Consider the following 10,978-nt stretch of genomic DNA (forward strand, 5'->3'; position numbering starts at 1 on the left):
GTCAGTCAACCTCCTCGACGGTCACGAGGTGCGCGACCGTGTTGGCCATGCCGCGGAACTCGGGCTTGTCGTCCTTGACGACGCTCTGCCCGATCTTGTGCAGCCCGAGGCTGCGCAGGGTGTCGCGCTGGTTCTGCTTGCCACCGATGCCCGACTTCACCTGGGTGACCTTGATGCGACCCATCAGGCGGTCACCCCCGCGGCCTGGGCGCGCAGCAGCGCGACCGGGGCGACCTGGTCCACCGGCAGACCGCGGCGGGCCGCGACCTGCTCGGGGCGCTCGAGGCCGCGCAGGGCCTCGACCGTCGCCTGGACGATGTTGATGGCGTTGTCGCTGCCCAGGGACTTGGACAGGACGTCGTGCACGCCCGCGCACTCCAGCACGGCGCGCACCGGGCCGCCGGCGATGACGCCGGTACCCGGGGAGGCCGGGCGCAGCATGACCACGCCGGCCGCCTTCTCGCCCTGCACGGGGTGCGGGATGGTGCCCTGGATGCGCGGCACGCGGAAGAAGTTCTTCTTGGCCTCCTCGACGCCCTTGGCGATCGCCGCGGGCACCTCCTTGGCCTTGCCGTAGCCGACACCGACGGTGCCGTCGCCGTCGCCCACGACCACGAGGGCCGTGAAGCTGAAGCGGCGGCCGCCCTTGACGACCTTGGCCACGCGGTTGATGGTCACGACGCGCTCGACGAAGTTGCCGCGGTCGCCCGCGTCGCCCCGTCCACGCTGGTCGCGGCCGCCGTCGCGGCGGTCCCGACGGTCGTTGTTGCGGTTGTCGCCGCCGCCGGCCGCACCGGCGCCGGCGCCTCGGCGCTGGGGTCCAGGCATCAGACGTTCCTCATCTCGTCGACAGTTCGGGTCATCACAGAGCGAGACCAGCCTCGCGGGCGCCGTCGGCGATCGCCGCGACACGACCCGCGTAGCGGTTGCCGCCGCGGTCGAAGACCACGGCCTCGATGCCGGCCGCCTTGGCCCGCTCGCCGACGAGGACGCCGACGGCCTTCGCCTTGGCCGACTTGTCGTCGCCGCTGGCGCGCAGGTCCGCCTCCATGGTCGAGGCCGACACGAGGGTGCGCCCCGCCGCGTCGTCGACGACCTGCACGAAGACGTGCCGGGAGGACCGGGTGACGACCAGGCGCGGACGCTCGGGGGTGCCCACGACCTTCTTGCGCACTCGGGTGTGGCGACGCTTGAGAGCGGCGGCCTTGCCCTTCTGGGTGCGCTGGGTGGAGAGAGCCATCGTCACTTACCAGCCTTTCCGACCTTGCGGCGGATCTGCTCGCCGGCGTAGCGCACGCCCTTGCCCTTGTACGGGTCGGGCTTGCGGAGCTTGCGGATGTTCGCAGCGACCTCGCCGACCTGCTGCTTGTCGATGCCGGCCACCGAGAAGCGGGTGTTGTTCTCGACCGCGAAGGTGATGCCCTCGGGGGCCCGGACGACGACCGGGTGGCTGAAGCCGAGCGCGAACTCGAGGTCCGAGCCGCGAGCGGTCACGCGGTAACCGGTGCCGACGATCTCGAGGCGCTTCTCGTAGCCCTGCGTGACGCCCTGGACCATGTTGGCCACCAGGGTGCGGGTCAGGCCGTGCAGAGCGCGCGAGGTGCGCTCGTCGTTGGGGCGGGTCACCTGCAGGGTGCCCTCGTCCGTCCGCTCCACCACGATGGGCGAGGCGACGGTGTGCGTCAGCGAACCCTTGGGGCCCTTGACCGTGACGGCGGGGCCGTCGATGGTCACGTCCACGCCCGCGGGGACGGTGATCGGGAGTCGACCGATGCGCGACATGAGTCCTCCTCCCTCACCAGACGTAGGCGAGGACTTCCCCGCCCACGCCCTTCTTGTTGGCCTGCTTGTCGGTCAGCAGCCCCGAGGACGTGGACAGGATCGCCACGCCGAGGCCACCGAGCACGCGGGGCAGGTTGGTCGACTTCGCGTACACCCGCAGACCGGGCTTGCTCACGCGGCGCAGGCCGGCGATCGCACGCTCGCGGTTGGGGCCGAACTTCAGGTTCAGCGTCAGCTTCTTGCCCACCTCGGCGTCCTCGACAGTCCACGAGGCGATGTAGCCCTCGGCCTGGAGGATCTCGGCGATGTGCGACTTCAGCTTGCTGTACGGCATGGAGACGGTGTCGTGGTACGCCGAGTTGGCGTTCCGCAGACGCGTCAGCATGTCCGCGATGGGGTCGGTCATCGTCATCGGGCTCGTCCGCCCTTCCTCGCCGGGGTTTCCGCAGCGCGGGGCGCGGTGCGGACCTTCGGCGTCGTCGTGATGTTGGAGGTCACCAGCTGCTCTTGGTCACACCGGGCAGCTCGCCACGGTGCGCCATCTCCCGCAGGCAGATGCGGCAGATGCCGAACTTGCGGTAGACCGCGTGGGGCCGGCCGCAGCGCTGGCAACGGGTGTAGGCGCGGACAGCGAACTTCGGCTTGCGCGCAGCCTTGGTAACGAGAGCGGTCTTCGCCACGGTCAGTTCTCCCTGAAGGGGAAGCCCAGCGCACGGAGCAGCGCGCGGCCCTCCTCGTCGGTCTTGGCGGTCGTCACGACCGTGATGTCCATGCCGCGGACGCGGTCGATCTTGTCCTGGTCGATCTCGTGGAACATCGACTGCTCCGTGAGACCGAAGGTGTAGTTGCCGTTGCCGTCGAACTGCTTCGGCGACAGCCCGCGGAAGTCGCGGATGCGCGGCAGCGCCAGCGACAGCAGGCGGTCCAGGAACTCCCACATCCGGTCGCCGCGCAGCGTGGTGTGCGCACCGATCGGCATGCCCTCGCGGAGCTTGAACTGGGCGATGGACTTGCGGGCCTTGGTGACCTGCGGCTTCTGGCCGGTGATCACGGTCAGGTCGCGCACGGCGCCGTCGATCAGCTTGGAGTCGCGGGCGGCCTCGCCGACACCCATGTTCACCACGACCTTGACCAGGCCGGGGATCTGCATGACGTTGGCGTAGCCGAACTGCTCGTTCAGCTGGCCCTTGATCTCTTCGCGGTAGCGCTGCTTGAGGCGGGGCAGGGCGCGGGTCTGGGTCTCAGTAGTCATCAGATGTCCTTGCCGGAGCGCTTGGCGACACGGATCCGGTTGGTCTTGGTCCGGCCGTCGCGCTCGACCTGCTCGGTGCGGATGCCGACGCGGGTGGGCTTGCCCGACTCCGGGTCGACCAGCTGCACGTTGCTGATGTGGATCGGGGCCTCGCGGACCTCGATGCCGCCGGCGACACCCGGACGGGCCTTGGTGTGGCGCTTGATCTGGTTGACGCCCTCGACCAGCACGCGCTGCGTGTCGGCGAAGACCTCCAGGACCTTGCCCTGCTTGCCGAGGTCGGAGGTCTTGGTGCCGTCCTCGTTGCGACGCCCGCGCACGCGGGTGACGACCTGGACGAGGTCACCCTTCTTGATGCGGATCTTCCCCATGGGTCAGAGCACCTCCGGAGCCAGCGAGATGATGCGCATGAACTTCTTCTCGCGCAGTTCGCGACCGACGGGCCCGAAGATGCGGGTGCCGCGCGGGTCGCCGTCGGCGCGGAGGATCACGGCGGCGTTCTCGTCGAAGCGGATGTAGGAGCCGTCGGCGCGGCGACGCTCCTTCTTGGTGCGGACGACGACGGCCTTGACCACGTCGCCCTTCTTCACGTTGCCACCGGGGATCGCGTCCTTGACCGTGGCCACGATCACGTCACCGATGCCCGCGTAGCGGCGGCCGGAGCCACCGAGCACGCGGATGCACAGGATCTCCTTGGCACCCGTGTTGTCGGCGACCTTGAGCCGCGACTCCTGCTGGATCACTCTCTACTCCTTCGTCGCGCCGGTTCTCGGCGCCCCGCGAGGGGGCGCCGAGCCTGGCCGAACGGACATGGGGTACGGGGGGCGGTGCGCACCTGCGCTCCGCCCGAGGTCACTTGGCGCGCTCGAGGACCTCGACGACGCGCCAGCGCTTGGTGGCGGACAGCGGCCGGGTCTCGGCGATGAGGACGAGGTCCCCCACGCCGGCGGTCGAGGCCTCGTCGTGCGCCTTGACCTTGGTGGTGCGGCGGATGACCTTCGCGTAGAGCGGGTGCTTCACGCGGTCCTCGACCTCGACCACGACGGTCTTCTGCATCTTGTCGCTGACGACGTAGCCGCGGCGGGTCTTGCGGTAGCCGCGCTCGCTCGCCTGGGCGGCGGCGGTCTGCTCGCTCACTCCGCAGCCTCCTTCGTGATCGGCGCCTCGGTGATGCCGAGCTCACGCTCGCGCATCGTGGTGTAGATGCGGGAGATGTCCCGCTTGACGGCCCGGAGGCGGGAGTTGTTCTCCAGCTGACCGGTCGCGGACTGGAAGCGCAGGTTGAACAGCTCTTCCTTGGCCTTCTTGAGCTCCTCGACGAGCTTGGCGTCGTCGAACTCGCGCAGCTCGTCGGGGCTCAGACCCTTGGTCCCGATGGCCATCACTCACCACCCTCGCGGCGCACGATCTTGCACTTCACCGGCAGCTTGTGGATGGCGCGGGTGAGCGCCTCCGCAGCGACCTTCTCGTTGGGGAACGACAGCTCGAACATGACTCTTCCCGGCTTCACGTTCGCGATCCACCACTCCGGGGAGCCCTTGCCGGAACCCATGCGGGTCTCGGCCGGCTTCTTCGTCAGCGGCCGGTCCGGGTAGATGTTGATCCAGACCTTGCCGCCACGACGGATGTGGCGGGTGATGGCGATACGGGCCGACTCGATCTGCCGGTTGGTCACGTAGCCGCCCTCGACGGCCATGATCCCGTACTCGCCGAAGGTGACGCGGGTGCCGCCGCTGGCCGCACCGCGCCGCGTGGGGTGGTGCTGCTTGCGGTGCTTGACTCGCCGTGGGATGAGCACGACTCAGGCCTCCGTTCCGTTGGTGCCCTTGCCGGTGACCGGCTGGGCCGCCGCAGTGCCGGTGGGAGCTGCGCCGGCGGCCGCGGCCTCGGCCACGGGGGCGCCGGTGCTCTCCTGCTGGGTCGGACGGCGACGACCGCGGCCCTCGCTGCGGTCGCCGCGCTCGCCGCGACGCGGGGCGCGCGGAGCGGCGGCCTGCGACTGGGCGAGCTCACGGCTGGTGACGTCACCGTGGTAGATCCACACCTTCACGCCGATGCGGCCGAAGGTGGTGCGGGCCTCGTAGAAGCCGTAGTCGATGTTCGCGCGCAGCGTGTGCAGCGGCACGCGACCCTCGCGGTAGAACTCCGAGCGGCTCATCTCGGCGCCGCCCAGGCGGCCGGCGCACTGCACGCGGATGCCCTTGGCGCCGGAGCGCAGGGAGGTCTGCATGCCCTTGCGCATGGCGCGGCGGAACGACACGCGGCTGGCGAGCTGCTCGGCGATGCCCTGGGCCACGAGCTGGGCGTCCACCTCGGGGTTCTTGACCTCGAGGATGTTCAGCTGCACCTGCTTGCCGGTGAGCTTCTCCAGCTCGCCGCGGATGCGGTCGGCCTCCGCGCCGCGGCGGCCGATGACGATGCCCGGCCGAGCGGTGTGGATGTCGACGCGCACGCGGTCGCGGGTGCGCTCGATCTCGACCTTGGAGATGCCGGCGCGCTCCATGCCCTTGGACATGAGGCGGCGGATCGCGACGTCCTCCTTGACGTAGTCGGCGTAGCGCTGACCCGTCTTGGTGGAGTCCGCGAACCAGCGGCTCTTGTGGTCGGTGGTGATGCCCAGTCGGAACCCGTGCGGGTTGACCTTCTGTCCCACTAGCGGGTCCTCCTCGTCTTCTTGGCGCCGGGCACGGCGGGGGCGACGACCACGGTGATGTGGCTGGTGCGCTTCAGGATGCGTCCCGCGCGGCCCTGGGCGCGGGGACGGAAGCGCTTCATCGTGGGGCCTTCGTCGACGTGGATCGCCTTCACCACGTAGTCGTTCGGGTCGAACGCCTCAGAGTGCTTGTCCGCGAGGAACTTCGCGTTCGCGATGGCGCTCTCGACGAGCTTGCGCACCGGCTCGGCCGCCGACTGCGGGGCGAACGAGAGCACGGCGACGGCCTCGGTGGCCTGCTTGCCCCGGACGAGGTCGACGACTCGGCGCGCCTTCTGGGGCGTGACGCGGAGGTACCGCGTCTGCGCCTTGGCTTCCATCCCTGTCCTGCCTTCTGGTCTCAGTCTGTGACGTCGTGGCGCTGAGCGGAGCTCAGCGGCGACGACCCTTGCGGTCGTCCTTCTCGTGGCCCTTGAACGTGCGCGTGGGCGCGAACTCGCCGAGCTTGTGCCCCACCATCGCCTCGGTGACGAAGACGGGGACGTGCTTGCGGCCGTCGTGCACCGCGAACGTGTGGCCCAGGAAGTCCGGCGTGATGACGGAACGGCGGGACCAGGTCCGGATGACGTTGTGCGTGCCGGCCTCGTTCTGGACGTCCACCTTCTTCTGCAGGTGGTCGTCGACGAACGGGCCCTTCTTCAAGCTGCGAGGCATGGTGGCCTGGACTCCCTATCAGCGCTTCTTGCCGGTGCGGCGGCGACGGACGATGAGCTTGTCGCTCTCCTTGCCCGGACGCCGCGTGCGGCCCTCAGGCTGACCCCAGGGGCTGACGGGGTGACGGCCACCGGACGTCTTGCCCTCACCACCACCGTGCGGGTGGTCGATCGGGTTCATGGCCACACCGCGGACGGTCGGGCGCTTGCCCTTCCAGCGCATGCGGCCGGCCTTGCCCCAGTTGATGTTCGACTGCTCGGCGTTGCCCACCTCGCCGACGGTGGCGCGGCAGCGCACGTCGACGTTGCGGATCTCGCCGGAGGGCATGCGCAGCTGCGCGAAGCGGCCCTCGCGGGCCACCAGCTGCACGCTGGCGCCGGCCGAGCGGGCGATCTTCGCGCCGCCGCCGGGGCGGAGCTCGATCGCGTGGATCACGGTGCCGACGGGGATGTTGCGCAGCGGCAGGTTGTTGCCGGGCTTGATGTCGGCCGTGGGGCCGTTCTCCACCCGGTCGCCCTGCTTCAGGCGGGTCGGCGCGATGATGTAGCGCTTCTCGCCGTCCACGTAGTGGAGCAGGGCGATGCGCGCGGTGCGGTTGGGGTCGTACTCGATGTGCGCGACCTTGGCCGGCACGCCGTCCTTGTCGTCACGACGGAAGTCGATGACGCGGTAGGCGCGCTTGTGGCCACCGCCGATGTGGCGGGTGGTGATGCGCCCGGTCGAGTTGCGGCCACCGGACTTGGTCAGCGGGCGGACGAGCGACTTCTCCGGCTCGCTCCGCGTGACCTCGACGAAGTCGGCGACGGACGAGCCGCGGCGGCCCGGCGTCGTCGGCTTGTACTTGCGGATTCCCATTGCGTCGGTTCCTCGGGTTCGAAGGTGTCTACGGCAGTCGTGCGAGCCCTGGGGCTCAGGCGACCGAGCCGCCGAAGATGTCGATCGTGCCCTCGCGCAACGTCACGATGGCCCGCTTGGTGTCCTTGCGCTTGCCGGTGCCGACCCGGGTGCGCCGGGTCTTGCCCTGGCGGTTGATGGTGTTGACCGCGGAGACCTTCACGCCGAACACCTTCTCGACCGCGACCTTGATCTCGGTCTTGTTCGCGCCCGGGTCCACGATGAACGTGTACTTGCCCTCGTCGATGAGCCCGTAGCTCTTCTCCGAGACGACCGGGGCGATGAGGATGTCGCGCGGGTCCTTCTGAGTTCCGCCGAGCGCGCTCACAGGGTGCTCCCTTCCGACTCCGCCGCCACCGCGGTCGCGCTGCGACCCTTCGGCGGGCCCGCGACGAACGCGTCGAGCGCGGCGCGGGTGAAGACGACGTCGTCGCTCTTGACCACGTCGTAGGTGTTCAGCTGGTCGGCGGGCAGCACGTGCACGCCGGCGATGTTGCGCAGGCTCTTCGTGGCGACCTCGTCCTCGCGGGTGAGGACGACGAGCACGTTCTTGCGGCCCGAGATGCTGGCGAGCAGCTTGACGGCGGTCTTGGTCGAGGGCGCGTCGCCCACGGCCAGGCCCTCGACCACGTGCAGGCGCTCGTGGCGCACCCGGTCGGAGAGGGCGCCGCGCAGGGCGGCGGCCTTCATCTTCTTGGGGGTCCGCTGCGAGTAGTCGCGCGGCTGCGGGCCGTGGACGGTGCCACCGCCGGTGAACTGCGGGGCGCGGATCGAGCCCTGGCGGGCGCGGCCGGTGCCCTTCTGCTTGTAGGGCTTCTTGCCACCGCCGCTGACGTCGCCGCGGGTCTTCGTCGCGTGCGTGCCCTGGCGCGCGGCGGCCAGCTGGGCCGTCACCACCTGGTGGATCAGCGCGACGTTCACCTGGCGGCCGAAGTCGGCCGCGGGCAGCTCGACGGTGCCGTTGGTGCCCCCGTCGGCGGTGCGCAGCGGGACGGTGATGGCCTCAGTCGTCGTGGTCATCTGCTCAGGCCTCCTTCACGCGCGCCTTGGCGGCGGTCTTGACGAGCACGACGCCGCCGCGGGGACCGGGGACCGCTCCCGTGATGAGCAGCAGGCCCTTCTCCGCGTCGACCGCGTGCACGGTCAGGTTCTGGGTGGTCTGACGGACCGCACCCATGCGGCCGGCCATGCGCATGCCGCGGAAGACGCGACCCGGGGTGGCGCAGCCGCCGATCGAGCCGGGCTTGCGGTGGTTGCGGTGCGCACCGTGGGAGGCGCTCACGCCGGCGAAGCCGTGGCGCTTCATGACACCGGCGGTGCCCTTGCCCTTGGTGGTGCCGACCACGTCGACGGTGGCGCCCGTGTCGAAGACCTCGGCCGTGACCTCCTGGCCCGGCTCGTAGGACGCGGCGTCCGTGGTGCGCAGCTCGACCAGGTGGCGGCGCGGCGCCACACCGGCCTTGGCGAAGTGCCCGGCGGCAGGCTTGTTGGCCTTGCGCTGCGGGATCGCCGTGGTGGCGAGCTGGACGGCCTCGTAGCCGTCGGTGGTAGTGGTGCGGACCTGGGTCACGACGTTGGGCTCGACCTTGACCACCGTGACGGGGACCAGGCGGTTGCCCTCGTCCCACAGCTGGGTCATGCCGAGCTTGGTGCCGAGCACCCCTCGCACTTGCCTGTCGCTCATCGTGTGCAGTCCCTCAGAGCTTGATCTCGATGTCGACACCGGCCGGGAGGTCGAGACGCATGAGCGAGTCGACGGTCTTCGGCGTGGGGTCGATGATGTCGATGAGGCGCTTGTGCGTGCGCATCTCGAAGTGCTCGCGGCTGTCCTTGTACTTGTGCGGCGAGCGGATCACGCAGTAGACGTTCTTCTCGGTCGGCAGCGGCACGGGCCCGGCGACGGAGGCGCCGGTCCGGGTCACCGTGTCGACGATCTTGCGCGCCGAGCTGTCGATGACCTCGTGGTCGTAGGCCTTGAGCCTGATGCGGATCTTCTGTCCCGCCATGGCGTCGTCTGACTCTCTCTCTTCGTACCGCTACTGACTCGCGCGCGGCGCGGGGCCCCTCCCGGAGCCCCGACCCCCGAGGTCGGGCGTGTCGCGCTCTCGCACGTTCTGCACCCTCGCCCGGTTGCCCGGTGTGGTCCCTAGCCGTGGTCACCCACGGCGGTCTTCTTGTTCAGGTTGACCGTCCGCCGCCCGTACGAGACGTTCGACGTTCGCGGCCGCCGGCCGCCGGACGGGCACGAACCCGCGGCGGCACAGCAACCCCGATAGTCTGCCAGACGAGACCCCACCTTGGCGAATCGAGCCGCGCGCGCTGGAGGGCTGGAGCGGGACGCCGGTGGCGGCGCCCCGCACGACGGAGGGGCGGGCCCAGGTGGACCCGCCCCTCCGCGCAGGGAGCGACCCGGCGGGGCAGCTCGCGCTCCCCCGCCGGCTCAGCTCACTTGATGATCTTCGTGACCCGACCGGCGCCGACGGTGCGGCCACCCTCGCGGATCGCGAACTTCAGGCCCTCTTCCATCGCGATGGGCTGGATGAGGTCGACCTTCATCTCGGTGTTGTCGCCGGGCATGACCATCTCGGTGCCCTCGGGCAGCGAGACGACGCCGGTGACGTCGGTCGTCCGGAAGTAGAACTGCGGACGGTAGTTGTTGTAGAAGGGCGTGTGACGGCCACCCTCGTCCTTGGACAGGATGTAGGCCTGGCCCTCGAACTCGGTGTGCGGCGTGATGCTGCCGGGCTTGACCACGACCTGGCCGCGCTCGACGTCGTCGCGCTTGATGCCGCGCAGCAGCAGGGCGGCGTTGTCGCCGGCCTGGCCGGTGTCCAGCATCTTGTTGAACATCTCGATGCTGGTCACGGTGGTCTTGGTCGACGTGGGCTTGATGCCGACGACCTCGACCTCCTCGTTGACCTTGAGGACACCGCGCTCGATGCGGCCGGTCACGACGGTGCCGCGACCGGTGATCGTGAAGACGTCCTCGATCGGCATCAGGAACGGCTGGTCGACGGCGCGCTGGGGCTCCGGGATCGCGGTGTCGACCGCGTTCATGAGCTCCATGAGGCGGTCGCCCCACTCGGCGTCGCCCTCGAGGGCCTTCAGGGCGGAGACGCGCACGACCGGCACGTCGTCACCCGGGAACTCGTAGGACGAGAGGAGCTCGCGCACCTCCATCTCGACGAGCTCGAGGAGCTCCTCGTCCTCCACCATGTCGGCCTTGTTCAGGGCGACGACGATGTAGGGGACGCCGACCTGGCGGGCCAGGATGACGTGCTCCTTGGTCTGCGGCATCGGGCCGTCGGTGGCGGCGACCACCAGGATGGCGCCGTCCATCTGCGCCGCACCGGTGATCATGTTCTTGATGTAGTCCGCGTGACCCGGGCAGTCGACGTGCGCGTAGTGGCGCGCCTCGGTCTGGTACTCGACGTGCGCGATCGAGATCGTGATGCCGCGCTGACGCTCCTCGGGAGCCTTGTCGATCTGGTCGAACGCCGAGGCCTGGTTCAGGTCCGGGTACTTGTCGTGCAGCACGCGGGTGATCGCCGCAGTCAGCGTCGTCTTCCCGTGGTCGATGTGACCGATCGTGCCGATGTTGACGTGCGGCTTAGTCCGCTCGAACTTCGCCTTCGCCACTGGGGGTCCTCCTCGGACTGTCGCTTCTTCCCCGACCCGTGGAT

Annotated in this window: 21 protein-coding genes; all 21 read right to left on the reverse strand. The window is 69.8% G+C overall.

Annotated features, from left to right (window positions below; all coding sequences use genetic code 11):
• Position 1: 1 nt before the first annotated feature.
• The 21 genes from rpmD to tuf all read right to left on the reverse strand — a co-directional run bounded on the left by rpmD (position 2) and on the right by tuf (position 10,934).
• Positions 2-184: a 50S ribosomal protein L30 gene (rpmD, locus tag GTR00_RS01065; RefSeq protein ID WP_166609810.1), complete on the reverse strand. Its 183-nt coding sequence runs from the start codon at positions 182-184 to the stop codon at positions 2-4.
• Positions 184-828 (reverse strand): 30S ribosomal protein S5, encoded by a 645-nt coding sequence (gene rpsE / locus GTR00_RS01070; protein ID WP_166609811.1) that lies wholly within the window; start codon positions 826-828, stop codon positions 184-186. Before rpsE ends, rpmD begins: the two co-directional genes overlap by 1 nt.
• A 34-nt stretch (positions 829-862) precedes the next feature.
• Positions 863-1,240, reverse strand: a complete 378-nt coding sequence (gene rplR / locus GTR00_RS01075) for a 50S ribosomal protein L18 (RefSeq protein ID WP_166609831.1) — start codon at positions 1,238-1,240, stop codon at positions 863-865.
• A gap of 2 nt (positions 1,241-1,242) precedes the next feature.
• Positions 1,243-1,782, reverse strand: a complete 540-nt coding sequence (gene rplF / locus GTR00_RS01080) for a 50S ribosomal protein L6 (RefSeq protein ID WP_166609812.1) — start codon at positions 1,780-1,782, stop codon at positions 1,243-1,245.
• Between the two features lie 13 nt (positions 1,783-1,795).
• Positions 1,796-2,194 carry a 30S ribosomal protein S8 gene (rpsH, locus tag GTR00_RS01085; protein WP_166609813.1) on the reverse strand — a complete coding sequence of 133 codons (399 nt, stop codon included), beginning with the start codon at positions 2,192-2,194 and terminating at the stop codon, positions 1,796-1,798.
• Positions 2,195-2,276: 82 nt separating this feature from the next.
• Positions 2,277-2,462, reverse strand: coding sequence for a type Z 30S ribosomal protein S14 (locus GTR00_RS01090; RefSeq protein ID WP_166609814.1), 186 nt, complete (start codon positions 2,460-2,462; stop codon positions 2,277-2,279).
• Positions 2,463-2,464: 2 nt separating this feature from the next.
• Positions 2,465-3,034 carry a 50S ribosomal protein L5 gene (rplE, locus tag GTR00_RS01095; protein ID WP_166609815.1) on the reverse strand — a complete coding sequence of 190 codons (570 nt, stop codon included), beginning with the start codon at positions 3,032-3,034 and terminating at the stop codon, positions 2,465-2,467.
• Positions 3,034-3,405: a 50S ribosomal protein L24 gene (gene rplX, locus GTR00_RS01100; RefSeq protein WP_166609816.1), complete on the reverse strand. Its 372-nt coding sequence runs from the start codon at positions 3,403-3,405 to the stop codon at positions 3,034-3,036. Before rplX ends, rplE begins: the two co-directional genes overlap by 1 nt.
• 3 nt (positions 3,406-3,408) lie before the next feature.
• Positions 3,409-3,777 (reverse strand): 50S ribosomal protein L14, encoded by a 369-nt coding sequence (rplN, locus tag GTR00_RS01105; protein WP_166609817.1) that lies wholly within the window; start codon positions 3,775-3,777, stop codon positions 3,409-3,411.
• 109 nt (positions 3,778-3,886) lie between these two features.
• Complete coding sequence (rpsQ, locus tag GTR00_RS01110; RefSeq protein WP_166609818.1) at positions 3,887-4,171, reverse strand: 30S ribosomal protein S17; 285 nt, start codon at positions 4,169-4,171, stop codon at positions 3,887-3,889.
• A complete protein-coding gene (gene rpmC, locus GTR00_RS01115) occupies positions 4,168-4,416 on the reverse strand; it encodes a 50S ribosomal protein L29 (protein ID WP_166609819.1) in 249 nt (82 codons plus the stop codon). The genes rpsQ and rpmC overlap by 4 nt, the downstream gene beginning before the upstream one ends.
• Positions 4,416-4,832 (reverse strand): 50S ribosomal protein L16, encoded by a 417-nt coding sequence (gene rplP / locus GTR00_RS01120; RefSeq protein WP_166609820.1) that lies wholly within the window; start codon positions 4,830-4,832, stop codon positions 4,416-4,418. Before rplP ends, rpmC begins: the two co-directional genes overlap by 1 nt.
• 3 nt (positions 4,833-4,835) lie before the next feature.
• Positions 4,836-5,687, reverse strand: a complete 852-nt coding sequence (gene rpsC / locus GTR00_RS01125) for a 30S ribosomal protein S3 (protein ID WP_166609821.1) — start codon at positions 5,685-5,687, stop codon at positions 4,836-4,838.
• Positions 5,687-6,067: a 50S ribosomal protein L22 gene (gene rplV, locus GTR00_RS01130; protein ID WP_166609822.1), complete on the reverse strand. Its 381-nt coding sequence runs from the start codon at positions 6,065-6,067 to the stop codon at positions 5,687-5,689. Before rplV ends, rpsC begins: the two co-directional genes overlap by 1 nt.
• A 52-nt stretch (positions 6,068-6,119) precedes the next feature.
• Positions 6,120-6,401, reverse strand: a complete 282-nt coding sequence (gene rpsS / locus GTR00_RS01135) for a 30S ribosomal protein S19 (RefSeq protein ID WP_166609823.1) — start codon at positions 6,399-6,401, stop codon at positions 6,120-6,122.
• Between the two features lie 18 nt (positions 6,402-6,419).
• Positions 6,420-7,256, reverse strand: a complete 837-nt coding sequence (gene rplB, locus GTR00_RS01140) for a 50S ribosomal protein L2 (RefSeq protein ID WP_166609824.1) — start codon at positions 7,254-7,256, stop codon at positions 6,420-6,422.
• A 55-nt stretch (positions 7,257-7,311) separates the two neighbouring features.
• Positions 7,312-7,623, reverse strand: coding sequence for a 50S ribosomal protein L23 (rplW, locus tag GTR00_RS01145; protein WP_166609825.1), 312 nt, complete (start codon positions 7,621-7,623; stop codon positions 7,312-7,314).
• Positions 7,620-8,315 carry a 50S ribosomal protein L4 gene (gene rplD / locus GTR00_RS01150; RefSeq protein WP_166609826.1) on the reverse strand — a complete coding sequence of 232 codons (696 nt, stop codon included), beginning with the start codon at positions 8,313-8,315 and terminating at the stop codon, positions 7,620-7,622. The genes rplW and rplD overlap by 4 nt, the downstream gene beginning before the upstream one ends.
• Positions 8,316-8,319: 4 nt before the next feature.
• Positions 8,320-8,979, reverse strand: a complete 660-nt coding sequence (gene rplC / locus GTR00_RS01155; RefSeq protein WP_166609827.1) for a 50S ribosomal protein L3 — start codon at positions 8,977-8,979, stop codon at positions 8,320-8,322.
• 13 nt (positions 8,980-8,992) lie between these two features.
• Positions 8,993-9,301, reverse strand: a complete 309-nt coding sequence (gene rpsJ, locus GTR00_RS01160; RefSeq protein ID WP_012084982.1) for a 30S ribosomal protein S10 — start codon at positions 9,299-9,301, stop codon at positions 8,993-8,995.
• Between the two features lie 439 nt (positions 9,302-9,740).
• Positions 9,741-10,934 (reverse strand): elongation factor Tu, encoded by a 1,194-nt coding sequence (gene tuf / locus GTR00_RS01165; protein WP_166609828.1) that lies wholly within the window; start codon positions 10,932-10,934, stop codon positions 9,741-9,743.
• Between the last annotated feature and the right edge of the window lie 44 nt (positions 10,935-10,978).

Source organism: Kineococcus indalonis (assembly GCF_009906395.1).
Lineage (GTDB): Bacteria > Actinomycetota > Actinomycetes > Actinomycetales > Kineococcaceae > Kineococcus > Kineococcus indalonis.